At 67.1% G+C, this 25,139-nt stretch carries 27 protein-coding genes and 2 tRNA genes; 15 read left to right on the top strand and 14 right to left on the bottom strand.

Features of this window, described 5'->3' with window-relative positions:
• Positions 1 to 80: 80 nt before the first annotated feature.
• The 4 genes from CJZ80_RS00835 (at position 81) to CJZ80_RS00820 (ending at position 3,247) form a co-directional block, all read left to right on the top strand.
• Positions 81 to 866, top strand: coding sequence for a transglutaminase family protein (locus CJZ80_RS00835; RefSeq protein ID WP_233132687.1), 786 nt, complete (start codon positions 81 to 83; stop codon positions 864 to 866).
• Positions 854 to 1,591 (top strand): peptidase, encoded by a 738-nt coding sequence (locus tag CJZ80_RS00830; protein WP_233132686.1) that lies wholly within the window; start codon positions 854 to 856, stop codon positions 1,589 to 1,591. The genes CJZ80_RS00835 and CJZ80_RS00830 overlap by 13 nt, the downstream gene beginning before the upstream one ends.
• Positions 1,592 to 1,676: 85 nt before the next feature.
• Positions 1,677 to 2,750, top strand: coding sequence for a glycosyltransferase family 2 protein (locus tag CJZ80_RS00825; protein WP_233132685.1), 1,074 nt, complete (start codon positions 1,677 to 1,679; stop codon positions 2,748 to 2,750).
• The gene (locus CJZ80_RS00820) at positions 2,720 to 3,247 is read left to right on the top strand and encodes a hypothetical protein (protein WP_094510196.1); all 528 of its coding nucleotides are present in this window, start codon (positions 2,720 to 2,722) and stop codon (positions 3,245 to 3,247) included. The genes CJZ80_RS00825 and CJZ80_RS00820 overlap by 31 nt, the downstream gene beginning before the upstream one ends.
• Before the next feature lie 462 nt (positions 3,248 to 3,709).
• On the opposite strand, the gene CJZ80_RS00815 is transcribed toward CJZ80_RS00820, so the two are convergent.
• Positions 3,710 to 4,432: an STAS/SEC14 domain-containing protein gene (locus CJZ80_RS00815; RefSeq protein WP_233132684.1), complete on the bottom strand. Its 723-nt coding sequence runs from the start codon at positions 4,430 to 4,432 to the stop codon at positions 3,710 to 3,712.
• Positions 4,433 to 4,698: 266 nt separating this feature from the next.
• The gene (locus tag CJZ80_RS00810) at positions 4,699 to 5,109 is read right to left on the bottom strand and encodes a VOC family protein (RefSeq protein ID WP_233132683.1); all 411 of its coding nucleotides are present in this window, start codon (positions 5,107 to 5,109) and stop codon (positions 4,699 to 4,701) included.
• A 103-nt stretch (positions 5,110 to 5,212) separates the two neighbouring features.
• Here CJZ80_RS00810 and CJZ80_RS00805 point away from each other — a divergent pair, with 103 nt between their 5' ends.
• The 3 genes from CJZ80_RS00805 to CJZ80_RS00795 all read left to right on the top strand — a co-directional run bounded on the left by CJZ80_RS00805 (position 5,213) and on the right by CJZ80_RS00795 (position 6,524).
• Entirely contained in the window at positions 5,213 to 5,866 is a 654-nt protein-coding gene (locus CJZ80_RS00805; protein WP_094510195.1) for a class I SAM-dependent methyltransferase, read from the top strand.
• A gap of 16 nt (positions 5,867 to 5,882) precedes the next feature.
• Complete coding sequence (locus tag CJZ80_RS00800) at positions 5,883 to 6,350, top strand: DUF1643 domain-containing protein (RefSeq protein ID WP_094510194.1); 468 nt, start codon at positions 5,883 to 5,885, stop codon at positions 6,348 to 6,350.
• 89 nt (positions 6,351 to 6,439) lie between these two features.
• A tRNA-Ser gene (locus CJZ80_RS00795) sits at positions 6,440 to 6,524 on the top strand.
• 49 nt (positions 6,525 to 6,573) lie between these two features.
• Here the strand turns inward: CJZ80_RS00795 and CJZ80_RS00790 are convergent.
• Positions 6,574 to 6,798 (bottom strand): hypothetical protein, encoded by a 225-nt coding sequence (locus CJZ80_RS00790; RefSeq protein WP_094510193.1) that lies wholly within the window; start codon positions 6,796 to 6,798, stop codon positions 6,574 to 6,576.
• A 248-nt stretch (positions 6,799 to 7,046) separates the two neighbouring features.
• On the opposite strand from CJZ80_RS00790, the gene CJZ80_RS00785 reads away from it, so the two are divergent.
• From CJZ80_RS00785 to CJZ80_RS00775, 3 genes are all read left to right on the top strand, one after another.
• Positions 7,047 to 8,006 carry an orange carotenoid-binding protein gene (locus CJZ80_RS00785; RefSeq protein ID WP_094510192.1) on the top strand — a complete coding sequence of 320 codons (960 nt, stop codon included), beginning with the start codon at positions 7,047 to 7,049 and terminating at the stop codon, positions 8,004 to 8,006.
• Between the two features lie 440 nt (positions 8,007 to 8,446).
• Positions 8,447 to 9,310, top strand: a complete 864-nt coding sequence (locus tag CJZ80_RS00780) for a fatty acid desaturase (RefSeq protein ID WP_233132682.1) — start codon at positions 8,447 to 8,449, stop codon at positions 9,308 to 9,310.
• Positions 9,311 to 9,419: 109 nt separating this feature from the next.
• Positions 9,420 to 9,740: a hypothetical protein gene (locus CJZ80_RS00775; protein ID WP_198948188.1), complete on the top strand. Its 321-nt coding sequence runs from the start codon at positions 9,420 to 9,422 to the stop codon at positions 9,738 to 9,740.
• 40 nt (positions 9,741 to 9,780) lie between these two features.
• Here CJZ80_RS00775 and CJZ80_RS00770 read toward each other — a convergent pair whose 3' ends face one another.
• The 9 genes from CJZ80_RS00770 to hisF form a co-directional block, all read right to left on the bottom strand.
• Positions 9,781 to 10,095, bottom strand: coding sequence for a YciI family protein (locus CJZ80_RS00770; protein ID WP_094510189.1), 315 nt, complete (start codon positions 10,093 to 10,095; stop codon positions 9,781 to 9,783).
• A gap of 1 nt (position 10,096) precedes the next feature.
• A complete protein-coding gene (locus CJZ80_RS00765; RefSeq protein WP_094510188.1) occupies positions 10,097 to 12,370 on the bottom strand; it encodes an EAL domain-containing protein in 2,274 nt (757 codons plus the stop codon).
• A 405-nt stretch (positions 12,371 to 12,775) separates the two neighbouring features.
• Positions 12,776 to 12,860, bottom strand: a tRNA-Ser gene (locus tag CJZ80_RS00760).
• Positions 12,861 to 12,989: 129 nt separating this feature from the next.
• Complete coding sequence (locus CJZ80_RS00755) at positions 12,990 to 15,074, bottom strand: ComEC/Rec2 family competence protein (RefSeq protein WP_094510418.1); 2,085 nt, start codon at positions 15,072 to 15,074, stop codon at positions 12,990 to 12,992.
• Positions 15,075 to 15,140: 66 nt separating this feature from the next.
• Positions 15,141 to 15,323: a hypothetical protein gene (locus CJZ80_RS00750; RefSeq protein ID WP_094510187.1), complete on the bottom strand. Its 183-nt coding sequence runs from the start codon at positions 15,321 to 15,323 to the stop codon at positions 15,141 to 15,143.
• A gap of 3 nt (positions 15,324 to 15,326) precedes the next feature.
• A complete protein-coding gene (glyQ, locus tag CJZ80_RS00745; protein ID WP_094510417.1) occupies positions 15,327 to 16,241 on the bottom strand; it encodes a glycine--tRNA ligase subunit alpha in 915 nt (304 codons plus the stop codon).
• A gap of 89 nt (positions 16,242 to 16,330) precedes the next feature.
• Positions 16,331 to 17,044: a bifunctional demethylmenaquinone methyltransferase/2-methoxy-6-polyprenyl-1,4-benzoquinol methylase UbiE gene (ubiE, locus tag CJZ80_RS00740; RefSeq protein WP_094510186.1), complete on the bottom strand. Its 714-nt coding sequence runs from the start codon at positions 17,042 to 17,044 to the stop codon at positions 16,331 to 16,333.
• Positions 17,045 to 17,068: 24 nt separating this feature from the next.
• Complete coding sequence (locus tag CJZ80_RS00735) at positions 17,069 to 17,434, bottom strand: hypothetical protein (protein WP_233132681.1); 366 nt, start codon at positions 17,432 to 17,434, stop codon at positions 17,069 to 17,071.
• 32 nt (positions 17,435 to 17,466) lie between these two features.
• On the bottom strand, positions 17,467 to 18,312 hold the full coding sequence (gene hisF / locus CJZ80_RS00730) for an imidazole glycerol phosphate synthase subunit HisF (protein WP_094510185.1): 846 nt from the start codon (positions 18,310 to 18,312) through the stop codon (positions 17,467 to 17,469).
• Between the two features lie 112 nt (positions 18,313 to 18,424).
• On the opposite strand from hisF, the gene CJZ80_RS00725 reads away from it, so the two are divergent.
• The 3 genes from CJZ80_RS00725 to CJZ80_RS00715 all read left to right on the top strand — a co-directional run bounded on the left by CJZ80_RS00725 (position 18,425) and on the right by CJZ80_RS00715 (position 21,802).
• The gene (locus CJZ80_RS00725; protein ID WP_094510184.1) at positions 18,425 to 18,637 is read left to right on the top strand and encodes a DUF2862 domain-containing protein; all 213 of its coding nucleotides are present in this window, start codon (positions 18,425 to 18,427) and stop codon (positions 18,635 to 18,637) included.
• A 94-nt stretch (positions 18,638 to 18,731) separates the two neighbouring features.
• Complete coding sequence (gene chlG, locus CJZ80_RS00720; RefSeq protein WP_233132732.1) at positions 18,732 to 19,658, top strand: chlorophyll synthase ChlG; 927 nt, start codon at positions 18,732 to 18,734, stop codon at positions 19,656 to 19,658.
• Positions 19,655 to 21,802 (top strand): transglycosylase domain-containing protein, encoded by a 2,148-nt coding sequence (locus CJZ80_RS00715; RefSeq protein ID WP_094510182.1) that lies wholly within the window; start codon positions 19,655 to 19,657, stop codon positions 21,800 to 21,802. The genes chlG and CJZ80_RS00715 overlap by 4 nt, the downstream gene beginning before the upstream one ends.
• Here CJZ80_RS00715 and CJZ80_RS00710 read toward each other — a convergent pair.
• Together CJZ80_RS00710 and CJZ80_RS00705 are read right to left on the bottom strand one after the other, a co-directional pair.
• Complete coding sequence (locus CJZ80_RS00710) at positions 21,799 to 23,136, bottom strand: 16S rRNA (cytosine(967)-C(5))-methyltransferase (protein ID WP_094510181.1); 1,338 nt, start codon at positions 23,134 to 23,136, stop codon at positions 21,799 to 21,801. The genes CJZ80_RS00715 and CJZ80_RS00710 overlap by 4 nt on opposite strands.
• Positions 23,133 to 23,462: an MGMT family protein gene (locus tag CJZ80_RS00705; RefSeq protein WP_094510180.1), complete on the bottom strand. Its 330-nt coding sequence runs from the start codon at positions 23,460 to 23,462 to the stop codon at positions 23,133 to 23,135. Before CJZ80_RS00705 ends, CJZ80_RS00710 begins: the two co-directional genes overlap by 4 nt.
• A gap of 167 nt (positions 23,463 to 23,629) precedes the next feature.
• On the opposite strand from CJZ80_RS00705, the gene CJZ80_RS00700 reads away from it, so the two are divergent.
• Positions 23,630 to 24,769, top strand: coding sequence for a S1C family serine protease (locus tag CJZ80_RS00700; protein ID WP_094510179.1), 1,140 nt, complete (start codon positions 23,630 to 23,632; stop codon positions 24,767 to 24,769).
• Positions 24,770 to 24,801: 32 nt separating this feature from the next.
• Positions 24,802 to 24,996 carry a hypothetical protein gene (locus CJZ80_RS15535; RefSeq protein WP_233132680.1) on the top strand — a complete coding sequence of 65 codons (195 nt, stop codon included), beginning with the start codon at positions 24,802 to 24,804 and terminating at the stop codon, positions 24,994 to 24,996.
• Positions 24,997 to 25,139: the final 143 nt, after the last annotated feature.

Below are 25,139 nucleotides of genomic sequence, written 5' to 3'. Positions count from 1 at the left end.
GACCTGAACGCCCCACCCCGCCGCCAGCGGAACCAATCCCAGCGGAACCGACGCCACCGACTCAGCCGCTGCAGATTCGCGTGGGGTTTGATCTGCTGCTGCGCTGCCAGCGGCCCACGCCGATGATCGTGATCCTGGGGGTGCATGACTCCCGCGCCGGCGATCTGCTGGAAGCGGACCCGCTGCAGTTATCGCCGCAGGTGCCCTGCCAGTCGTACGTGGACACCTACGGGAACCACTGCAACCGGCTGCTGGCCCCCGCCGGGCCGATGCGCCTGCGGGGCCGTGGCCTGGTGGCCGACAGTGGCCTGCCGGATCCGGTGCTGCCCTGGCTGGAGCAGCAGCCGGTGGAGCTACTGCCGGATCACGCCTTGCTGTTCCTGCTGGCCAGCCGCTTCTGCGAGAGCGACCTACTCACGGACTTCGCCTGGTCCCAGTTCGGCCAGGCGCCAGAAGGCTGGGGGCGGGTGCAGGCGATCTGCGATTTCGTGCATCAGCACGTGCGCTTCGATTACAACCGCTCGAGCCCGACAAAATCGGCCCTGCAGACCTTCGAAAGCCGCGTGGGGGTCTGCCGTGATTTCGCCCATCTGGCCATTGCCCTCTGCCGCTCCATGAACATCCCGGCGCGATACTGCACCGGTTACCTGAGTGACATCGAGGTGCCACCGCCCCATACCGCCATGGATTTCTCGGCCTGGTTCGAGGCCTATCTCGGCCAGGGCTGGCACGTGTTTGACCCACGCAACAACACCCCGCGGATCGGGCGGATCCTGATCGCCCGGGGCCGGGATGCGGCGGATGTGGCCCTCACCACCAGCTTCGGGCCGTCGGTGCTGGAGTCGTTCGAGGTATGGGCGGCATGACTTACTGCGTGGCGGTGCTGTTGGAGAGCGGCATGGTGTTCGCCTCCGATTCACGCACCAATGCAGGCCTGGATGATTTCGCCAGCTTCTGCAAGATGACGGTGTTCGAGCGGCGCGGCGATCGGGTGCTGGTGCTGCTCAGCTCCGGCAGCCTGGCCGGCACCCAGGCGGTGATCAGCCTGCTGCGTCAGCGCGCTGACGCCGACGACGGCACGCCCAACGTGTGGACGGCCCGCACCATGTTCGATGTCATGGGCCTCGTTTCCGATGCGGTGCGGGCGATCGAAGAGCGCGATGGCCCTTACCTCAAGGGGGCGGCCGGCGGCTTCAATGCCTCCTTCCTGGTGGGCGGGCAGATCAAGGGGGAAGCCCCACGCCTGTTCCGCATGTACGCCGAAGGCAACTTCATCGAGGCCAGCGAAGGCACCCCGTTCCTGCAGACCGGCGAGGCGAAGTACGGCAAACCGATCATCGACCGGGTGATCGACCGCGACACCACCCTGGCGGAAGCGGCCAAATGCGTCCTGGTGTCGTTCGACTCCACCATGCGCAGCAATCTGTCGGTAGGGATGCCGATCGACCTGCTGCTCTACGAGCGGGACAGCCTGGCGATCCAGCAGCGCCGCCGCTTCGCGGAAGGAGATAGCTACTTCAAGCAGCTGAGCGGCGAGTGGAGTGCGGGCGTGCGCAAAGTGTTCCGGGAGCTGCCAGAACTCGCCTGGTAAGCAGGTCAACCCTGCCACGCTGTTCTCACCATGGGGCGGCCTACCTAGCTTGGAGAGATACCGCCGGAGCCGACCGTTGGACCTGGTGGCGATTTCTCTTGTGGTGCGCTGGTTGCTGGGCTGGGCCCTCTGCCAGCGGCTCACGCGGCTTCCCGAGCGCCGGCTGCAGGGCGAGCAGACGATTTCCGTGCTGATCCCCGCCCGGGACGAGGAGCGAACCCTGCCCAACCTGCTGCCAGCCCTGCAGGCTCAGAGCCTCAAGGGGTTGGAGGTGATTGTGGTCGACGATCACTCCAGCGATCGCACGGCAGCCATCGCCCGGTCCGCCGGTGTGAAGGTGATGCAACCGCCGCCGCTGGCCGAGGGCTGGTGCGGCAAGACCTGGGCCCTGCACCATGGCGTGCGCGCCAGCACGGGCGAGATCCTGGTGTTCCTCGACGCCGACACCGAGCCGCGGCCCGAGTTCCTGGAGCGGCTCCTGGCCACCCGTCAGGCTCTGGGCGGGCTGGTGTCGGTGCAACCGTTCCACCGCACCGAAAAGCCCTACGAACAGCTGTCGATGCTGTTCAACCTGGTGGGGTTGATGGCGGTGCCGATGGGGCCGGGGTGCGGGGTGGCGTTCGGTCCGGCGATGGCCACCAGCCGGGCCGACTACGACCGGGTCGGCGGCCATGAGGCGGTGGCAGGCAAGGTGGTCGAAGACTGGTTCATGGGCCATCTCTACGAAAAGGCCGGGCTGCCGGTGAGCGCCTACATCGGCGATGGGCTGATCGAATACCGCATGTACCCCGGCGGCCTCCACGACATGGTGGTGGGCTTCGCCAAGAACTTCGCCACCGCCGCCGGTGAGGTGCGCTGGCTGTGGATGCTGGCGGTGTTGCTGTGGCTGTCCGGTCTGTTCTGGGCGGCCTGGTGCCTGCCGGCGGCCTTGCTGGGCTGGCCGATGGTGGGGGATGCCTCCCTGGCACCCAACCTGGTGCTCTACCTGGCGTTCGCCCTGCAGCTGCTGGTGATCACCCGGCGGGTGGGTGATTTCGGCTGGATCTGCCTGATCTTTCCGCTGCCGGTGCTGTTCTTCCTGGCGGTGTTCCTTCTGGCCATTCTGAATCTTGAGCGCGGCACGATCGAATGGAAAGGCAGGCGTTTTCCAACGCGCTAGCGGCACTCGCCTGTGCGTTGGGCTGGTTGCTGTGGTCGCTGCTGATCGGCTGGCTCGCTCAGCGGCTGCCGCTGGCGGCCCTTGAGCGGGACACCTGGCTCACCGCTCGGCGACCCTGGCCGGAAACGACCCAGGGCTACGAGCGCCGGCTGGGAATCCGGCGCTGGAAATCCCTGCTGCCCGATGCCGGCGACGCCTTGCCGGGTGGAGTGCGCAAAAACACCCTGGTACGGCGGGATGCCGCCACCCTGCAACGGCTGGTGGCGGAAACCCGGCGCGCCGAGCTGGTGCACCTGGCGCTCTGGCCCTTCTGGCTGCTCACGGCCCTGTGGTTGCCGCCGCTGGGTGCGTGGATCAGCCTCGGCTTCGCCACCCTGTTCAACCTGCCCTGCCTGTGGCTGCAGCGCTACAACCGCCTGAGGCTGGAGCCCGTGCTGCGGTCCCTGCGGCGGCAGCACACAGCGGACGGCTGCAGGGGCAACGGCGAGGAAGCCTGAAGTGGCACTGGCCTGGGGTGGTGCACAGCCATGAGAAAGCCCGATGGCAAGGCCACCGGGCTTCGCTCCTCTGGGGTGTGACGATCAGGCCAGGGTCAAGGACAGGCGTGATCTCAACACGGGTGAGTGAGATGAACCAAGGGCGAATCAATCGATTCGCAAAAGATGAAGTTGTGGGACGGAGTTGCTGCCGCTGGCACCTGGGGCCATGGTGATCAACGGAATGGCTTCATCCATACCCATGGGCACCTGAAACGATGCATTGGGTGGCTGCAAAGAGCAACCATAAAGCCACAATGTCCTGCGAGACTGTTGGAGCAGGGTCCGAAACGTCAGCGCACTCCTGATTGATGTTCAGGGGGAGTATCTGCCAAATGGTGCCTCCGAATCCCAACAAATGAATCATGGAACGGTGGGCCGAAACCGTCCATCGCTCTGTACATCTGTTCATGCTTGCGCCGGTCACTGCCGGATCCACACCTCCGCCAAGGCGGCATCCGTGGAAGCGAAGAAGCGGGTTTCGGCGGTGATGAAGCGGGAGGTGGCCTTTTCGGCCAGCTTCTGCCACACCTTGTTGCCCACCAGGGCCACACGCCGGATCGCCCGGTGATGGTCGCGGATCAGTCCCAGGTGGCGGCTCAGCGCCGCCAGCCCAGCCCAGCCGTCAAAGGCGCTCAACTCGAGCAGCAGCCGCACGCCGTCGAGGCCGGCGAAAGCCGCCGCGATCTCCTCCTCAGCGTGGGCGTAGGCACCGGCATCCAGCGAGCCGATCAACCGCACCGTCACCACATCGGCGTCACGGGACACCTGAATGAGGCCGAGGGCCTCGCTGAGCCAGCGGCGCGCCTCCTCAGGCTCGGCATTGCCGAACACCCGCACGGGGTAGGGCAGGGCCACGGCGATGGCCGGCAGGCCGTGCCGCATCCAGGCCACATCGGTGACCACAGCCAGCCGCTCAAAGCCGTCCCAGTGCCGCAATCCCTCTTTGGTGTCTTCCCAGGCGGCCCCCAGGCTGAAGCCTTGAAAATCGTCTACGAGGCAGACCAGCGCCTTGATGCGGTCGTGCTCCTCCAGTGCTCGATCCAACGCCGGAGTGAGCACAAGATTGTAATCATCGGCCGTGATCTTTCCTCTGAACTGAAAACCAAGTGTGCCTTCCGGCAGATCATCGATGGTTTCAATCATGGGGCCTACAGCCAGGAAGATCCATGGCAACCGTAGCCATCGCTCAGCAAACGGCCCACGCACCGAGCGGCAACACACGCCTGCAGCGAAAGCGCTGCAGGTTGCAACAACCAAGGGAAGGCGCTGCTCAAGCGGGGATGGCGCTGCTGAGTGATGGCGCACGCGCTTGGGAAGCGCATTTGGTACAACAGCGCCGTGACCAATCAGGGCACGTTGCAGGAACGGACGTGCGGATTCTCTGTTGCTTCAGAGGCTGAAGATCGAACTCAGCTTGTACCTCCTTGCACCAGCAGCAGAAACGGGTTGCCCTCTGGATCGGCCATCCAGGCTTCCGCTCCGAACGGCTCCAGCCGCACCGGCTCCAGTTCAGCGGCCCCCCGGGCCAGCAGCTGCAGCCGCCAGTCGTGCAGCACCTGCAGGGCTGGCTGTGCTCCGGCCGCCCGTGTCGCGCAGATCCCCAGCCGGCCATGCTGTCGCGGCCTGGGCCGCCGTGACGACGGGGCGTAGATCTCCAGCCGGCCGCCGGAGGGCAGCGGCAGGCGCCAGTGCCGCGCGCTCAGCCCCGGCTGGGGTGTGCTGTCGAGCAACAGCCCATAGAAGCCGGCGAGCTGCTTGGGATCGTCAGCCGCCAGCACCAGCGAACTCTCGATCGGGCCCGCTTGAGAACTGGAAGTCACCGGATTGTGAGCAACACACCGCCGCCAGGATGGCGTGGCCGCTCGCGGCAGGAAGGCGCCGCTGCCAGGCTGCGCCAGCCATTCACAGCAGGCGGACATCGCAATGGTTCAGCAGGTGTTGAGCGCAGCCCAGCGGGCGAAGCTCGATGGCTCCGACGACGCCTTGTTCTATGCGGAGCCCCGTTTCGTTCAGCATCTCGATGCCAGCTTCCGCAGCAGGCTCACGGCGCTCTACCGCGAGCGGATTCCCCCTTGCGCGGTGGTGCTGGATCTGATGAGCAGCTGGGTGAGCCACCTGCCCGAAGGCCTCACCTACGACGAGGTGATCGGCCATGGCCTCAATGCCCGGGAGCTGGAAGCGAATCCCCGGCTGGATCGTCACTGGGTGCAGAACCTCAACCGCGACCAGATGCTGCCCCTGGCCGAGGCCAGCGTGGATGCGGTGCTGATCGTGGCCGGTTGGCAATATCTGCAGCAGCCGGAAGCGATCGCCGCCGAGTTGCTGCGGGTGGTGCGTCCGGCCGGGCAGGTGATCGTGGCCTTCTCGAACCGGATGTTCTTCCAGAAGGCCCCCCAGGTGTGGACCGACGGCAGCGACCGGGACCACCTGGAGATCGTGGCCCGGGTGCTGGCCGCCCAGGGCTGGGCTGTGGAAGCGGTGATCGCCGAAGACACCCCTGCCCAGGGGCCGCTGGGCTGGCTGGGCGGCAAGGGAGATCCCTTTTTTGCGGTGATCGGCCGCAAGGCCAGCCTCTGAAGGGCGGCCGGCGGTGATGCAGCGCTGGGTCGTGTTCAGTCCGTGCCGGAGCTACCGGTATGCGCTCGGGCGCCGCTGGTCGGCCGCGCCGGTGGTGCTGATCGTGGGCCTCAACCCCAGCAGCGCCGATGCTCACAGCGACGATCCCACGGTGCGGCGCTGTGTGGCCTTCGCCCGCAGCTGGGGCTATGGGGGGCTAAGGATTGGCAACCTGTTCGCCTTTCGCGCCACCGATCCCCGCAGCATGCTGACGGCCACCGATCCGGTGGGTCCTGCCAACGACCGCTGGCTGCAGCAGCAAGCCGAAGGCGCCGCTCTGGTGGTGGCGGCCTGGGGCGTGAAGGGCCGCTTTGCCAGTCGTGATCAGGCTGTCCGAAGCCTGCTGCCGGCGTTGCACTGCCTCCGGCTCAGCCGCCAGGGCTGCCCCATGCATCCGCTCTATCTGCCCGCCCAGCTGCGGCCACTGCCCTGGCCAGGCCGTTGAGTGGTGCAAGGCAGGTGGTGGGCTCAACCGGCCGGCGGGGCGGGGGCAGGGCGGGCATGAGAAAATCTGACCACCCCTGCGGGGCACCTGGAGAGGTGGTCGAGTGGTTGATGGCTCTGGTCTTGAAAACCAGCGAGGCGAAAGCCTCCGTGGGTTCGAATCCCACCCTCTCCGTTTCCAAAAGCTCCTGGCCTGGCGCAGGTCCCCGCCGGTCGTGCCCGGCTCAGCGCCGCCGGCCCGTGGCCATCACGCCCAGCCCCGCCAGGCTGAGCAGCCCGCCAGCGGCCAGAAAGGCGAGCGTCTGCAGAAGCAGCAACAGCACGCCGAGGGCAGAAAAGAAACGGATCTGGATGCGCGCCTTGATCAACAGGGTGAGCAACAGCAGCACCGTGGCCTTGAGGCTCAGCACGGCAGCACCCCTGAGCGGGCAGAAGGGGTTGGGAAGCATCGCCGAACCACGGATTGCTCCAACTCTGGACGAGCCCAGCCCACAAACGCGAGCGCAGATCTGCCCAGCGGTGGAGCCTGGGGGTGCGAAGCGGCGTGTCGCGCGCGGGGCCACAGGCGTCGCCAGCACGGAGCAGGCCTCAGGCGCGGCGTCGGCTCACACCCCTTGCGCCGCAGCTGTTTGGGAGGAAAAAGGGAGAGCGAGGAAGACTGTTACGATAGTCACAATCCCTGCAGCGAAGGATTCCCATGGCCATCACGCTTGAAGACGCTCGCGGCATTTTTCCAACAACGCTTTCAGCGGATGTCGTGCCAGCCACGATTGCGCGATTCAACCAGCTGAGCGCTGAAGATCAGCTCGCTCTGATCTGGTACGCCTATCTGGAAATGGGAAAAACAATCACCATTGCGGCTCCCGGTGCCGCTCGGATGCAGTTCGCCGAGCCCACCCTCAACCAGATCCGTCAACTCAGCTTCCAGGATCAGTCGCAGGTGATGTGCGATCTGGCCAACCGCGTGGATACTCCGATCTCCCGCACCTATTCGATCTGGTCGCCGAACATCAAGCTTGGCTTCTGGTATCGCCTCGGCGAATGGATGGAGCAGGGCACCGTGGCCCCGATTCCCCAGGGGTATCAGCTGTCGGCGAACGCCGCCGCCATCCTCAATGCCATCAAGGGTCTGGAAGGCGGTCAGCAGATCACCGTGCTGCGCAACGCCGTGGTCGACATGGGCTTCGACCCGAACAAGATCGAAGATGCCGAGCGGATCGCCGAGCCGGTGGTGCCCCCCACCGAGCCCGCCCAGCGCAGCGAAGTGAGCATCAAGGGAGTGAGCAACACCACTGTGCTCTCCTACATGAACCTGCTCAATGCCAACGATTTCGACGCGTTGATTGAGCTGTTCCTTCCCGACGGTGCTCTTCAGCCCCCCTTCCAAAGGCCCATCGTGGGCAAGGCAGCTGTGCTGCGCTTCTTCAAGGAAGATTGCCAGAACCTCAAGCTGCTGCCTGAGCAAGGCGTCACTGAGCCCGCTGCCGATGGTTACACCCAGATCAAGGTGACGGGTCGGGTGCAGACCCCCTGGTTCGGCGCCGGCGTGGGGATGAACGTGGCCTGGCGCTTCCTGATCGATCCTCAGGGGAAAATCTTCTTCGTGGCGATTGATCTGCTGGCCTCCCCCAAAGAGCTGCTCAATTTCATCCGCTGAGCCCGTCGCGGAGCACTCCGCCTGATACCACCGAACAGCCTCCTGGGCCCTGCCCGGAGGCTGTTCATCGGTGCACCGCTCCTTGATCAGGCCAGAAACAGCCTCGGTCCACGCTGCCAAGCCTGCGCTCTCTGAAATGCCCCTGGCTACACCACGGGGGCTGAAGCTTTTAGGCCGGTGCCTTTCCAAGGTGGCCATCACCGCCGCCATGGAACTGCCTCCAAGCAGAGGGGTGGTGGTACAAACGCACGTGCCGTGTTGACCACGCTGCAGCTTCCATCCGGAAGCACCTGAGAGCAGCTGCTGCTCCAAAGCGGCAGCCGCACCGACGGACAGGCCAACGGCTTGTCACATCACACCATCAAGCCTCATCGCAACGGCGCGCTGGCCTCACAACAACCAGCGAGGATCCTCAAGTGCGCTTGTTTCGGCCGATCGTCATGGGAACCGATGCCTCGGTTTCGGTCCCGCCGTCCATGGGCGCCGAGCAGCGGTCGTGGGTGGGGCTCGCCCTAGCGGCACTGATCGTGGTCGCCTGGCTGGCCAGCCTCTTGCTGCTGCTGCAGGTAGATCTCACTGCCCTGCTGGCCACGGGCCGCCACACTCCAGCCCAGGAGCTGGCCCACTGGCGCCTGCCGCACACCTGGATCGCGGCGGCTGGGGTGGGCACCGAGATTCTGGTGCGCACCTTTCTGCAGACCGGGCTGTTCATCGTCGCCCACGACGCCATGCACGGCAGCCTGATACCGGCGCGCCCACGCTTGAACCACCGCCTGGGCCGTTTGGCGCTGACGCTCTACGCCTGCCTTCCCTACGGCGACTGCCTCAGGAAGCACCGCCAGCATCACCAGGCTCCCGGGAGCCCAGGCGATCCCGACTTCCACGACGGTATCCGTTCCCATCCTGTCAGTTGGTACCTGCACTTCATGCGGGGATACCTTTCAATGCCCCAGATTGTCAGCCTGGCGGCTGCCTGGATCTGTACTGCAGCAGTGATGCCATCAGCAGCTCCAGCAATTCAACTCAACATCGTTGTGTTCTGGGTCGTGCCATTGGTGCTCAGTTCTGTGCAGTTGTTTGTGTTCGGCACCTATCTTCCTCACCGCCACGGCCAGGCGGGTGATGGTGTCACTCACAGGGTGGAAAGCCTGCCGCTGCCTGCATTGATCTCCCTGGTGAGTTGTTATCACTTCGGCTTTCACTGGGAGCATCATCAACATCCAGAGGCTGCCTGGTACGAGCTGCCTCGCCTGCATCGCAGACACTGGTCGCACAACGGTCACCCACGGCTACAGGGTGAGTAATTTTACCTAGCACCTACGAGCAAAGTAGCCTCCGCCGAGCGCCTCTCAGTCGGATTTTTGATGTGTTAGGGTCTCAATAACACAAAGTCAATTCTGAAGAAAGGTGGAAGTGAGCCACTCCGGCTGGACGCCCGAGGAAAGAGAAGCAGCCCAGAAAGCAGTGGAGTTGGCCTATCAACGCGAAGTGGCTGCGTTGATCGCCACTCTCCAGAATCGCGTGGAGCAGGCAGCCAGTCCCAACGACGTGTGGAGCTTGCATGATTTTCTGAGTGCTAAACGTCACGAGATGGATGGCAAGTTTGACCTCAGAGATTCCTCCCTTATCTTCATGTTTGCCACCCTCGTGAAAGATGGGCTTCTCCATGTGGGTGAACTTGAAGGCATCGAGAAAGAAAAGCTCGTGAAGATCTCCGCCTTGGCCCGATTCTGAGCCCCTATGGCTACAGAGCCTGGCCTGGTTCCGGCAGCGGTCAGCTGAATCCGGGATCCCCGGCGGTCCCCAGAGCTCCAGCCACCACATGCCACTCGTGCAGGATCCAGCTCACGCTGCCGGCCTGAATGAGTGGATCGCTTCGCACGATGGCTTCCGCTTCCTCCCAGCTACCCGCCTGGAACAGCAACATGCCTCCTGCCCCAGGTTGGCCTTTGCACTCCTGCCAATAGCCGGTGCTGGGACAGTGGCCACGGACCTTCAGTTCCCGCACCCAGGCGAGATGCGCCTGAAGGTGCTGGTCGAAATGGCGGCGATCCACCGTGCCCTCTTCCAGCTTCACAAACCAGCGCATGTCAACTCTGTGGTGGTGAAGCGAACAGGTAGCCCTGAAAATGGGTGACACCTTTCTGCCGCCAGTGGCTGAGCTGGCTCTGCGTTTCGATTCCTTCCATGATCACGCGGGTGGGATAGCCCACCTCAAAACTCAGCAGAAACTCCACCATGGCATTCACGCGCCGGTCGCAGGTGAGCCGGGCATAGTGCAGGTCCACCTTGATGAAGTCGGCCGGGTAGCGGAACAGATAGGAGAGGGCGGCATAGCCACAACCGAAGTCGTCGATCGCCACCCGCACCCCCAAGCGGCGGAGGCGGCAGAAGAAATCCAGCCACACAGACTCCTCACCCAACAACGCCGTTTCCGTGATTTCCATCACGATGGTCTGACGGACTGGGGCAGGGGCGGCCTCAAGGATGTCGAGGATTCCGTTGCGGTGCAGCTCCGATTGGATAGTGAGCGCAGAAAGGTTGGTGGCGATCAGCGGCAAAGACTGAGCCTCCGGCCCTGGCATACGCACCAGCCCCACCTCACCACGCTGCCGAGACTCAACCGGCAACTGGCACTCCCCCGTCAGGGGCACATCCTTGACAGCTTCAGCGCTGAAGGAGAGGGCCTTGCGCAACATGGAGCGATCGATCAGATGAATGGCTGACGTTCGCTCCAGCGAACGAATCAAATCCTGGAGCGGCACATCGGGGTGCTGATTCCTGGAGGGCGAGAAAAGCATTTCGCGATAGGCAATGCGCTGCTGATGGCCATCAAAAAGAATCACATTCTCCAACCTGTAATGATGGTCAATGAAACTCTCTGCCAACTGCACAACTTTAAAATCCTGGCTGCTCTGGTATCGCAGTAAAGCGGGCTGCTCAGCAGCATCGGCATCCAGGAAAGCTGGCGGAAAGTGATGCTTCATCTGCCGATTCATGGAAATGAGATCCAGAATCTGTTCTGCGATGCGATCAGGCTTCAGCCACGTCAGGTTGGAATTCACATCCGCCCGGATGACCGCGTGGACGTTGTCGGTCGCCCGATCGATGATGGCCTGCACCTGCGCCACCAGCTCCTCCCGGGTGGCTGCCAGGTGGCGGTCCAGCGCTTCCGGCAGCGGCACCACCGCCACCAGGGCGAGCTCCTGGCTCCTGCACAGCAGCGCTGCCGGAAATGCGACGCTAAACCCTTCTTCCAGCAGCACCAGGGTGCGGTTCAGAGCCTCCAGACCGCTGGGCACAGAGCCGTCGAAGGCGCGAATCAGAGGGGAGAGCACCACCAGCAGGGGCAGGGGGTGGGCTTTCACCAGCGCGGGCAGCAGGGGCAGGGCATCGGCAAGATCCGAGCTGGGCTGCAGGGTGTGCGGCAGGCCCTTCGGCCGCGCGACACGGAAGGCACGCGGGGCTGTGAGCAGCCCCCGCCGCTTGCGGTGGGAGCTGCTGCGCAGGGATCTCAGACGCAACAGACCCACCACACCGAGCCCGAGGCAGAGGGTGAACCAGGGGACGAGCACATCCAGCCCATAGCCCACCAGCAACTGCCTCCAGGGGACGGTCTGTTGGAGGCGCCACGGCGCGGAGGACGGCTCAAGATCGCTGATCGCAAACACTGGGGCAGAGGAGATACGCAGCCCCTCAACCCCGGAGCCCAGCAGTGGCACCGCGTCGACCGCGACGGAAAGGTTGTCGCGGATCTTGCCGAAGGCGCCGCGAAGGTTCGGGTCGTCATCGTTGACCATCACCTGTCCGAAGTGGAAGAACCAGCCCTTTGGCGAGTTCTGCGCGCCTTGATCGAGCACACCCGCAACAGCTCCGATCGCAAACACGTGAGCATCCAGACAGATCCAGCCATAGGCGGTGGCAGGCTCAAAGCGACGGAGCGCGATCACCCTGCTGAGCTTCTGGGCAACGCACCGGTGCAACTCCTGACGGGCCGCCGGACCCATGGCCTCTCCCCTGGGGCCTGACAACGAATCGAACAGGATCCGGCCATCCGCATCGGCGATCAGCATGTTCTGGCCGCCTTGGAGAATCTCTGAACCGGCCAGCCTTTCCTTCAGGGCATCCGCCGGACCACCAGCAACAGCGGCGTTGATCTGATCGTTTCGGCCCCATTCCTTGGCCATGAGCTTGTGCCATTGCACGCGCAACTGCAACAGATTGCTTTCCGCATGCCAACTGCGTTGCGCCTGCTGTGCCTGGCCATCCATGAAAAGGATGGTGGACACCACCAACACACAGGCGCCGGTGGCAACAAGCCCGAAGGCATCGGTAGTGATCGTGCGCGAATCCTCAACGGACAATCCCGACCAGCCCTTGCTGATGCTGCCCAGGACATTGCCCAGAACGGTGTGCGCTCTGCTCAGGCTTCGAGGCACAGAGAGGAACAAGCGCTCCGCTGGGTGATGGGTTCAATTGTGCCCGAGAACCGTCCCAAAGCAAGCCAGAAGCCGTGGTTCTCCTGAATGAGAAAAAGCTAAATGCGGCACGCAAGCCTGCAGGCTTTCAGGTACGAGGACGTTCAGGCAGAGGTGCACGTTCTGGGTGCCTCATCACCATGCAGCAGCAGGGAAGATCAGGATTCGACCATGAGGCGAGACAACGCCATCGTGCCATGCACAAGTGAGAATCATTAGCCCCGCGCGCTACGCATTGACCCCGCTTGATGCCGCCGGGGAGGAATGGCAACCCTGAGCCGAGGGATAGAACGGAGAGGGTGGGATTCGAACCCACGGAAGGTTTCCCTTCAAACGATTTCGAGTCGTTCGCTTTCGACCACTCAGCCACCTCTCCAGGTGGTTCCAGGGAACCGATGGCCCTCCCCATGCCAACGAAGGCGCCGGAAGAGGCAGGGATCCAGGGAATGCAGAGCTGCCACTCCGGTGGGAGCCGCGATCTGCATCGACCCAGCTTACGAAGCGGTCAGCCGGCAGCCCCAGCGAGGAAACCACTGGAACCGCTGGCCCTCCAGCCCGCCGGTGGGGACGCCCAGGCACCGCTCACCCAGCGCCTGGCTGTCCCCACCACCTCCAGGGCCTGTCGTTCAGCGTGCTGTGGCGCAAAACCGAGCCACAGACCGGCCAGATGGCGCGGCAGCGCTGGATGGCCCTCCGCCAGCTGCTGCTGCCAGGCCCACACCGATTGGCGGTCGGGCAGCAGCAACCAGGGGTGGCGGCCCACCGTGAGCACATGGGCGGCGCTGCTGGCGGTGAGCGGCGCCAGACGCAAGCCGCGGATCTCCAGCCGCTGCCCGGGTTGCAGCGAGGTACTGCCATCCCCGGCATCCAGCACCAGGGCACTCAGCCCCCGCCAGCACTCCCGATCCGCTGTGGCCACCGGATCCAGCAGCTGGATCCAGTCGAAGCGCTGCACCCCCAGGCCCACCGCCAGCCGGGCGGCGCTGGCGCAGCTCATCCCATCGGCGCGGCTGCTGAGCAGGGCGGCCCGGCCCTGATGGCGCGCGATCAGCAGATCGCCGCCCCATTGGTGCACCACCAGCAGCTGATCCCCCGCCAGTGCCGCCAGATGCACGCCCATGGTGAGCACCATGGCGCCCAGGCCCAGCGGGCGGGCCCAGCCCCGCAGGCGCCGCCCCAGTGCTGGCACCAACCAGGGCAGCAGCCCCAGCGTGAACAGGGCGACCAGCAGCGGCTGGGAGCGTCCCACCTGCCACTGCGCCATCGGCAGGGCGGCGAAGGCCTGGGCCAGCCAGAGCAGCAGGGCCGTGAGCTGCCCGAGGGGCCAGGCGAACAGCGGCAGCAGCGGCGGCACCGTGACGGCCACCACGGCCGCCGCCATCGACCCGAGCGTGAGCGGGGTGAGCAGCGGCGCCACCGCCAGGTTGGCGGGCACGGCCCAGAGCGGCACCGTGCCGAAATGCAGCAGCTGCAGCGGCAGGGTCCAGAGCGAGGCGGCCAGCGGTACTGCCACCCCTGCAGCGGCCCAGCCCGGCAGGCGATGAGCCAGCGCCTGCTCCAGATCCCGGGCCGTGAGCATCAGGCCGGCGCAGGCGGCCACCGACAGCTGGAAGCCGATATCGAGCAACCAGCCGGGCTGGGCCAGCAGCATCAGCAGCACCGAGGCCAGCAGGACACCCAGTGGGCGGCTGCGCTGGCCGCTCTCCAGCACGGCAAAGGCCACGGCCCCCATCAACACCGCCCGCACCACCGAGGGCTGGGGGCCGGCCAGCAGCAGGAACAGCAGCATGGCGCCGGCCGCCAGCAGGCAACGGGGCAGGCGCGGCAGCCGCCGGCCCACGGCCATCACCGCGCCCAGCAGCACCGTGAGGTGAAAGCCGGAGGCTGCCAGCGCATGCGAAAGCCCCGCCACGCGGAACGACTCCCGCACCGCGGCCGGCAAGGGCACCACGGCGCTGCCCAGCACCAGGGCGGCCTGCACCCCACCCCGTTCCGGGCCGTCCTGCTTCAACAGCGCGGCGGCCATGCGCCGACGCAGATCCGCGGCCGGGGTGGCCGGACGGGCGAGCACCCGCACCGCATCGGGGCTGGCCGCCACCGTGAGCCGGCTCCACACTCCCTGCCGGGCAAGGCGCTCAGCGCCACTGCCCAGCAGGGGGTGGGCCGGTGGGGCGGGGCGGCTGAGCACCCCACGGACGCTCACCCGCCAGCCTTCCTGCAAGGGCAGGCAGGAGGGCAGACGCAGCTCGGTGTTCCCGCCGGCGCTGGCCAGCATGACGCTGCAGCCGCCCCCCTCTCCCCTGGCGCGGGGGTCGGCCAGCAGGCGTCCGCTCAGTTCGGCCGGACGTGACAGCTCAGTCCCCAGCAGCCGCACCGGATCGGCCGGGCCTGGCTGGGGCAGACGCAGCTGCACCCAGAGCATCAGCAGGGGCAGCAGCGCCAGCACCAGCAGCCGGGTGTGCAGCGCGGCGCCCTGCCGCGCCAGCCACCACCAGGCCACCGCGGCCAGAGGGATCGCGCCCAGCCAGCCGTGCGACCAGAAGCCGAGCGCCAGTGCCGCCAGGGCCACGCTCACCACCACGAAGGGCATGCCGGCCACTCCTGATCGCCTGTGTGCGCTCAGGGTTCCCCGCTTTTGCCTGGTTGCGGCGGGTCTTCAGAAGCTGGGCAGCCGCTGGATCAGATCGCAGACCTGCTCACTCGGCATCGTCTGGCCCAGCAGGGGCGCCACCAGGGCGGCCACCGGCCGCAGCCGGCAGGGCCAGATCGCCCGTTCGGTGAGCCGGCCAGCCTGGAAGCTGCCGGCCAGCAGCACCACCACCAGCAACGTGCGCTTCAAGGCTCAGCGCGAGGCGGTGCCAGCCGCCGCCGGCAGGGGCGGCGCGGCCGATCCGGCCAGCAAGGGAAAGCCCAGAGCCTCCCGTTCCTCCAGCCAGGCCTGGGCCACCTGGCGAGCCAGGTGGCGGATGCGGCCGATCGTGGCAGTGCGTTCCGTGACCGAGATCACGCCGCGGGCCTCCAGCAGGTTGAAGGTGTGGCTGCACTTGAGCACGAAGTCGAGGGCTGGGGCCGGCAGTTTGCGGGCCACCAGATCCGTGGCTTCAGCCTCGTAGAGCGCGAACAGCTGCTGCAGCCGCTCGGGGTTGGAGGCCTCGAAGTTGTAAGCGCACTGGCCCTTCTCGAACGGCAGCCAGATCTCGCCGTAGGAGCGCTGCTCGTTCCAGCGCAGCTCCCAGATGCTCTCCACATCCTGGAGATACATGGCGAGCCGCTCAAGGCCGTAGGTGATCTCGATCGACACCGGCCGGCAATCGAGGCCGCCGCACTGCTGGAAGTAGGTGAACTGGGTCACCTCCATGCCGTCGAGCCACACCTCCCAGCCCACGCCCCAGGCGCCGAGGGTGGGCGATTCCCAGTTGTCCTCCACGAAGCGGATGTCGTGGTCAGCGGCGCGGATGCCGAGCGCTTCGAGCGAAGCCAGATAGGTTTCCTGGATGCCGTCCGGTGACGGCTTGATCAGCACCTGGTACTGGAAGTAGTGCTGGGCCCGGTTGGGGTTGTCGCCGTAGCGGCCGTCGGTGGGGCGGCGGCAGGGCTCGGGGTAGGCCACGGCCCAGGGCTCCGGCCCGATCGCCCGCAGCACCGTGTGGGGGCTCATCGTGCCGGCGCCCTTCTCGGTGTCATAGGGCTGAAGCAGCAGACATCCCTGCGCCGCCCAGAACTGGTTCAGGGTGGAGATGATGTCCTGAAAAAGCATGGCCGGGTTCTGGGGTGCGGGGCGAAGCGTGAAGAGGCGCGGGCAGAGCACCGGCCACCGATCCTGTCAGAAGGCAGCCGTGCGCTGCCTCACGCCACCAGCTGCAGCAGGCCCATCAGGCCGCCCATCAGCGGCCGGTGGCGCACCTGCGTGAAGCCGGCGCGGCGGGCCATTGCCTCCTGATCCGCCGCCCTGGGGAACTGCTCCAGGCTGGCCTCCAGATAGGCGTACTGCTCGGGCAGGCCGAAGCGGCGGGCCGCAGGAACCACCAGGCGGCGGAGGTAGAGCTGCTGGAAGCTGGCGGCGGCGGCACCGGCCGGGGTGGCGGGATCGGGGCGGTTGAAATCCAGCACGGCAGCGCGGCCACCGGGCCGCAGCAGCCGCCGCAGCTCCTGCAGGCCCGGCCCTGGGGCGTTGAGGTTGCGCAGGCCGTAGGCCATCACCGCCCCGTCGAAGCGGCCGCTGGCCAGGCCAGTGGCGAGGGCATCGCCCTGCTGCCAGCACACGGGCAACCAAGGCTGGCGGGCGCTGCGCCGCTGGGCGATCGCCAGAGGCGTGGCGGCCGCATCGAGGCCGAGCACGCGGCCTCCGGGCCGCAGCTTTGCGGCCAGCAGCAGGGCAAGGTCGCCGGTGCCGCAGCAGAGATCGATCAGCTGCTGGCCCGGAGCCGGCTCCAGCCAGCGCACGGCCTGACGCTTCCAGACGCGATGCAGGCCAAGGCTGAGCAGGTCGTTGAGCTGGTCGTAGCGGGGGGCGATGCTGTCAAAGAGCTCACGCACCGCCTGGGGATCACCGGGCTTCAAAGCGAACCGCGCTGTGTTGGCTGCTCAGGAGGATGGCAGGGGGGCGCAGAAGCGGGCATCCACCAGGCAGTCCAGGGAGTCGTCGAAGGGCAGGGCCACGGCGTTGAGGCTGATGCCGGCGTCGGCCTCGCTGCGCGCCACTCCGGCAGCGGGGAAGCGCTCAGGGCTGGTGAGGGTGATCACCATCACCGTGGCCAGACCAACGGCAGCGGAGCACACCATGCAGCCGGCGAGCATCAACGAAAATTCTCGGCGTGCGTTGGCCGCCTCCATCAGCTGAAGCGCCCAGGCCACGAGGCCGACCACGGCCAGCACCATCACCAGGCAGATCACGGTGGTGAAGGGAGACAGAACGACCGGCACGGCGAAACGCAAACGGGTGACCGGCAAGCGAAGAGGAATCTCCTTAATGTAACGACCCTTTACAGCGCCCCGAGCCCGGTTTCCGCTTCCGGCTCCGGCTCACCCTCCATCAGTCCGTCCAGCGGCGGAGCGGGCGGGCGCAGCACGAGCCCCCGGCCAAGCAGATCGGCCTTGATCGCCTCCACCGTGAGCACGCCGTCGTGCAGGAGGGAGGCCAGCAGGGCTGCCGCCGCCTTGCCCTCGCTCAGCGCCGCGGCGATGTGGTCGATGCAGCCGGCACCACCGGAGGCGATCACCGGCACCTCCACCGCCTCCACCACCGCACGGGTGAGTGCCAGGTCGTAGCCCGCCTGGGTGCCGTCACCGTCCATAGAAGTGAGCAGGATCTCGCCGGCGCCCAGCGCCACCACCTGGCGGGCCCAGGCCACGGCGTCGAGCCCGGTGTTCTCGCGTCCCCCCTTCACGTACACATCCCAGGCGGGCGTGGCCCCCTCCGGCAGCTGGCGGCGGCGCGCGTCGATCGCCACCACGATGCACTGGGAGCCGAAGCGGCGGGCGCCCGCGGTCACCAGCTCGGGCGTGCGCACGGCCGAAGAGTTGAGGCTCACCTTGTCGGCGCCGGCACGCAGCAGTTCGGTGATGCCCTCCACGGAGCCGATGCCGCCGCCGACGGTGAAGGGAATGGTCACCGCCTCGGCGGTGTGGCGCACCAGATCCACCAGGGTGGTGCGCCCCTGATGGCTGGCGGCGATGTCGAGGAAGACCAGCTCGTCGGCGCCGGCGGCGTCGTAACGGCAGGCGAGCTCCACCGGGTCGCCGGCATCCCGCAGGCCCACGAAGTTCACCCCCTTCACCACCCGGCCATCGGCCACGTCGAGGCAGGGAATGATGCGTTTGGCAACCATGGCGGGCGGCGGCGCAGGGCCGTCAGGGAGCGGGGGGTGATGGCTCCAGTTTCAGTCCGCCGCGTGCCGCGAGGGCGCTGGTAATGTTTCAGGGCTTTTTTGGCCCGGCTTCATGTCGCAGAACGCCATCACGATCGGCTCGAAAGTGCGGATTCATCGGGTGCGTGACCGCATCCCTGCCGAGATGGTGGGCCTGCTGCAGAGCGATGCCTCGGGCGTGGTCAAAGAGTTCAAGATGACGGATGGCAGCGGCATCGGCGTGGTGGTGGAGCTGAGCAACGGCAGCACCGGCTGGTTCTTCGACGACGAAATCACCCCGGCCTGAGCGTCCCCTTCGCCTCTCTCACTTGAGCGACACCCCCGATCCCAACGCCAGCAAGGCCGCCGAGGCGTCCGGCAGCGCCCGCCAGCTGCTTGGCATGAAGGGTGCGAGTGGCACCAGCAGCCTCTGGAAGCTGCGGCTGCAGCTGATGAAGCCGGTCACCTGGATCCCGCTGATCTGGGGGGTGATCTGCGGCGCGGCGGCGTCGGGACGTTTTGAATGGACTCTGCCGAACGTGCTGGCCTCCTTCGCCTGCATGCTGATGAGCGGCCCCCTGCTGGCCGGCTACACCCAGACCATCAACGACTACTACGACCGCGAGATCGACGCGATCAACGAGCCCTACCGGCCGATCCCGTCGGGTGCCATTTCGCTGCCGCAGGTGAAAACGCAGATCTGGGTGTTGCTGCTGGCGGGGCTGGCGGTGGCCTGGGGCCTTGATCGCTGGGCCGGTCACACCACCCCGGTGCTGCTGCTGCTGGCGCTGGGCGGCTCCTTCGTGAGCTTTATCTATTCCGCTCCGCCGCTCAAGCTCAAGCAGAACGGCTGGCTTGGCAACTACGCCCTCGGCGCCAGCTACATCGCCCTGCCCTGGTGGGCCGGTCAGGCCCTGTTCGGACAGCTCACCTGGCCCACCGCCCTGCTCACCCTGGCCTACAGCCTCGCGGGTCTCGGCATCGCGGTGGTGAATGATTTCAAAAGCGTGGAAGGCGACCGCACCCTGGGCCTGCAATCGCTGCCGGTGGTGTTCGGGATCGAGCGGGCCAGCTGGATCAGTGCCGCGATGATCGATCTCTTCCAACTGGCGATGGTGGGCGTGCTGATCGCCATCGGCCAGCATTTTGCGGCCGTGCTGCTCGTGCTGCTGATCGTGCCGCAGATCACCTTCCAGGACATCTGGCTGCTGCGCGATCCTGTGGCCTTCGATGTGAAATATCAGGCCAGCGCCCAGCCCTTTCTGGTGCTCGGCATGCTGGTCACCGCCCTTGCGATCGGGCACAGCCCGCTGACGGTGGGAATGTGAGGCGCCGCCAGCGCCAGCTTCTGGTCACGGCGCTGCTGGCTGCCGGTGCCGGCGGGATTGTGGCCGTGGGTCAGGTGTTCGTGGTGCGCACCCTCGACAAGACCCTGCCTGATGTCAGCCGCATCAGCACCTTCAACCGGCCTGGCACCGTCACGATCCTTTCGGCCGATGGCCAGGTGCTGCAGAAGCTGGGCCCGGCCACGCGCGAAAAGCTGGTGGGCGGCCAGATGCCTGAGCTGGTGCAGCAGGCTTTCATCGCCGCCGAAGACCGCCGCTTCTATGAGCACAACGGCATCGACGCCTGGGGCATCGGCCGGGCCCTGTGGCGCAACGTGCAGCGAGGCGCCGTGGAGGAAGGGGCCAGCACGATCACGCAGCAGCTGGCGCGGCTGGTGTTCCTCAGCCAGGACCCCACGCTGGTGCGCAAGCTGCAGGAAGCGCTGCTGGCGGGAAAGCTGGAGCGTGAGCTCAGCAAGGACCAGATCCTTGAGCAGTATCTGAACTATGTGTATCTGGGCTCCAGCGCCTACGGGGTGGCGGACGCCGCCTGGATCTACTTCTCCAAGACCCCGGAACAGCTGACGCTGCCGGAAGCGGCGCTGATCGCCGGCCTGCCGCCGGCGCCGTCGGTGTATTCGCCCCTGGTGAATCCGGAGCTGGCCCAGCGGCGCCGGGCGGTGGTGCTGCGCCGCATGCGTGAGGCCGGTTTCATCGACGCCAGCGAGGAGGCCGAAGCCAATGCGGCGCCGCTGGCACTCAAGCCGGCAGAGCCCAAGTACTGGACCAGCCGAGCGCCTCACTTCACCAGCTGGGTGGCGCAGGAACTGCCGAAGGTGCTGACCCCGGAGCAGCTTGAAGTGGGTGGGCTCACGATCCGCAGCAGCCTCAACCTCGCCTGGCAGAAGGAAGCCGAACAGGTGATCGAGGGCAGCGCCTACGGGGGCATGGAGGGAGCCCTGGTCACGATCGAACCCGGCACTGGACTGGTGCGGGCGATGGTGGGCGGCAAGGACTACAACGAAAGCCAGTTCAACCGCGCCACCCAGGCGCTGCGCTCACCGGGCTCCACCTTCAAACTGTTCGTGTATCTGGCGGCGCTCAAGGCCGGCATGAAACCGGAAGACACGGTGCTGGATGCGCCGCGCTGCTTTGCCGGCTATTGCCCGAAGAACTTCGGCGACCGCTACATGGGCCGGGTTTCCATCGCCACGGCCCTGCAGAACTCCCTGAATGTGGTGGCGGTGAGCCTGCTGCAGCAGGTGGGCTTCGACAAGGTGATCTCCGTGGCCCAGGGCCTGGGCATCACCCGCCCGCTGGGCCGCTTCTACCCGATGGGCATCGGCGCCTACGAGCAGACCGTGCTTGACATGACCGCCGCCTACGCCGGGGTGGTCAACCGCGGCATCTTCGTGCCACCCACCCCGTTCGAGGAGATCAGCGGGCCAGAGGGGCAGCTGCTGTGGAGCCGCCGGGTGCAGGGCGATCGCGGCCGTCGCGTGGTGAGCTCCGATGTGGCCGACGCCATGGTGTGGATGCTGCAGCGGGTGGTGACCGGCGGAACCGGCGGCGCAGCGTCCTTGCCGAACCGGCCGGTGGCCGGCAAGACCGGCACCTCCGAGGGTGCCCGGGATCTGTGGTTCGTGGGCTCGATTCCCCAGCTCACCACCGGCGTCTGGCTCGGCTACGACAACAACCGCAAGACCAACAGCGACAGCGGCGCGGCGGCAGCCGCCTGGGGCCGCTACATGGCCGTGATCACGAAGGATCTGCCGGTGCGTCAGTTCCCGCCCAAGCCCACGCTCACCTCCACCTTCAACGTGCGGGGCGTCAAGCCGCAGGCGCCGCCCAGCTCCAGTGATCGGGGCGCGGAATCCAACCGGCCGTGGGAGCCCGCGCCCGCCAGCCCGGAGGAAGGCCTTGGCGACGACAGCCGCTTCCAGGGCGAACCGCCGGGCCCCTCCGCCCCATCGGGCCCCAGCGAAGCGCCTGCACCCTCTATCCCCACGGTGCCGTCGCGGCCCAATTCGCCCAGCCAGCCCCCGCCGCCAGCGGCCCCTCCGCCGCCGGTGAGCGCACCACCGGCCCCGCCCCCGCCCGTGGCACCACCGCCGGCGCCAGCTCCCGTAGCGCCGCCGCCGCCTTAAGCCGCCTCGAGAACGGCGGCATAGAAGCCATCGCCGCCTTGGGGCCGGGGCCAGAGCTGCTGCTCGAAGCGCAGCTGCCAGCCAGGGTGGGCCTCCAGAAAAGCGCCGATCTGCTGCTGGTTCTCGCGGGGATGCACGGTGCAGGTGGCGTACACCAGGCGACCGCCGGGCCGCAGCAACGGTGCCACACCGGCCAGCAGGCTCTGCTGCAGCTCCACCAGCGTGTCGATGGCCTCGGGGGTGAGGCGCCAGCGGGCATCGGCGTGGCGGGCAAGGGTGCCGAGGCCCGAGCAGGGGGCATCCAGCAGCACACGATCGAACGGCGCCTCGCCCAGATCCGCTCCCAACGCCGCCGCATCACCCTGAACCGGCTGGATCGCCCGCAGCCCAAGCCGCTCGGCGTTGTCACGCACGCGCTGCAAGCGGCCGCTGGAGCGATCAACAGCCACCACGGTGCCCACATCGCCGATCAGCTCAGCGATGTGGGTGCTCTTGCCGCCGGGGGCGGCGCAGGCATCAAGGATCCGCTCACCCGGCTGCGCCTCCAGCAGGGGGACGATCGTCTGGGCGGCGCGGTCCTGCACACACCAGTGCCCTTCCGCGTAGCCGGGCAGGGCACGCAGATCGCTGCTGCGGGCGCTGAGCGTGAGGCCGGCGGGCAGATCGGCGAGCGGCTCGGCGGACACCCCTGCGGCCTCGAAGGCGGCCAGCACGGCAGCGCGGCTGCTGCGCAGCACATTCACACGCAGATCCAGCGGCGGCGCCTGGTTGGCCGCCAGAGCGAACGCCTCGGCCTGCTCCTCCGGCAGCCAGACCTGCAGATCCGCCGCCAGCCAGTCGGGCAGGGAATGGCGCAACGCAAAGGCGGCGGCGGGATCCGCCGGCAGCGGCAAGGGGGCGCTGCGGCGCAGGAAGGCGCGCAGCAGACCGTTCACCACCGGCGCCAGCCGGGCAAGGCCGTCGCGTTTGGCCAGCTCCACCGCCGTGCTCACCGCTGCCGAGGCCGGCACCCGCTGGGAGAACAGCAACTGGTAGAGGCCCAGGTGCAGCAACCAGCGCAGCGGCGGTGGCTGCTGCACGGCGGGCACCTTGCCGAGCTGATCCAGCCAGGCGTCGAGCAGGCGGCGCTGGCGGATCGCCCCGTAGGCGAGCTCGGTGGCAAGACCCCGGTCCTGGGAGGCCAGCGGCAGGCGGCGCAACTCCCGCTCCAGTGCCAGATCGGCATAGGCCCCCGAAGCCACCGCCAGCAGCACCCGCCAGGCCACCCGCCGGGCATCAAGACCCGGTGCCGGCGCGCTGGCGGGCGGGGTGGAAGCGGGAGTGGCGGCGCTCAATCGGCAGGCAGCGGTGGAACCCACAGATAGCGCCGCAACGGCAGGCGTCCGTCGTCCGCCACCGGGATGCCTTCTGCGAGCAGCAGGTCGCGCTGGATCCAGTCGCTGCCTTCCCGGCCCAGGCTCATGCTGATGCGCCCCTGGGCGTTCACCACCCGGTGCCAGGGCACCGCCGACGGCAGCGGCAGCCGCCGCAGCGCCCAGCCGACCTGCCGAGCACAGCCATAGGCACCGATCCGATCGGCGATCTGCCCGTAGGTGGCCAGCCGCCCATGGGGGATGCGCTCCACCTCAGCCCAGACGCGTTGATCGAACGGGTTCGCCATGGCCAGAGATTCTGACCGGCCCAGCCGGGCCGAACAGTGACAGGATCCCCCCGCAGGCCAGCAGGGGAAGATCCTGTCATCAGGCGTGCGGAGGCCAGTGAGAGACAGGGGAATCAGGCGGCGTAGGACGAAGTCATGACCTGGATCGTCTCCTGACGACAGCCCCGATGACCTTCCCCCACCAACCCTCACCCAACCAGAAGCAGCACCAGCCCCCGACCCCTCGCCGCCGCTCCTGGAGCGCCGCGGCGGCGGGCGCCGCCGGCCTGGCGCTGCTGCTCTCCAGCTGCGCGGCGGTGCGCAGCAATGCCACCGCGCCCACGCCAAAGCTGGCGGCGGCGGCCACGGCCCCAGGCCCAGCGGGGCAGAGCTGCAGCAGCAGCACCCAGAGCGCCGAGCAGGTGTTCAACAGCGCCAAGCAGGGGGTGGCCGTGGTGACGCGCGGCGACGGCATCGGCAGCGCCTTCGTGGTGGCCCATAAGGATGGCCAGACGTTCCTGATCACCAACGCCCACGTGGTGCGCGGCACCGAAACGGTGCGGCTGAAGTGGGTGGATGGCAAGAGCGACGGGGCGCGGGTGGTGGCGCGCGGTCGGGGTGACACGCCCAGCAGCGATCTGGCCCTGTTGGCGGTGCAGGGCACCCGGGGTGAGCCGCTGCGCATCGCCGACCAGCCGTCGGCGGTGGGGCAGGAGGTGTTCGTGATCGGCGCCCCAAAAGGCCTGGAGTTCAGCCTCAGCCGCGGCGTGGTGAGCAGCCTGCGCGACAGCGACGAGATCCTGCAGGTGGATGCCGCCATCAACCCAGGCAACTCCGGCGGTCCGGTGCTGAATGCCGGCAACTGCGTGGCGGGGGTGGCGACCTTCAAGTACAGGGACAGCGAGGGCCTCAACTTCGCGATCTCCGCAGCGGTGGTGCGGGAATTCCTGGCAGACCTGCCGCCCGCCTCGGCAGCGGAGCCGGCACCTTCAAGGCCGCCGATCGCCCAGGCCCCGGATGACGCTGGCGACGCCACGCTCTGCCTGTTCAAACGGCCCGACGAGGAGGCAGCTGCCTCCATCCCGTGCCAGCTGAGCCGAGGCGAAACCGCCGAAGGGCAAACCTTCTACCAGCTCGCCTGGGCTGATGGCGCCCGCAGCGCCTATGCCTTCTTCGGCGATGGGCGGGTGGCGATCGAAGCGCGCAGCGCCGATGGCCGCCGCATGCAGGACGCCGGCCGCTTCCGCGTGTTGCGAGACGGGGTGGCGGTACGCAGCAGCAGCGACGCGATCGCCGTGATTCCGGGGCTGGACCCGGTGCTGAACTGAAGCGAGGCCGGGGCACGTTGCTGTTGGAGGTGGTGGACAAACCCCACAACCTCCCGGCAGTGCTGCGCACCTTCAACGACGCCGCCAAGGGCAGCCAGAGGTGGGTGGCGCTGCAGGCGCACAACCGCGGCGCCGCCGGGGTGCATGGAGTGAATGACCGTGATCTCCTCGAGTGTCTTGCGACCACGGATCACTGCATCGCGACCCTGGCCTTGAACTCGGGCTAAGGATTCGGCGTTTGCACATGGGCGGCAGCCCCTTCTCAGGGGTAGTTCCCCGCCGCAAAGGTTAACGATGGGCCCTGCTTAGGAAACAACCCATACCACCATTCGATGAGTGGCTTGTGCAGATGATGAAAACGCCAAGTGAA

Source organism: Synechococcus sp. MW101C3 (assembly GCF_002252635.1).
In the GTDB taxonomy this organism is placed as follows: domain Bacteria; phylum Cyanobacteriota; class Cyanobacteriia; order PCC-6307; family Cyanobiaceae; genus MW101C3.
The sequence above is the reverse complement of the archived record's forward strand: the minus strand, read 5'-3'. Positions and strand labels throughout refer to the sequence as shown.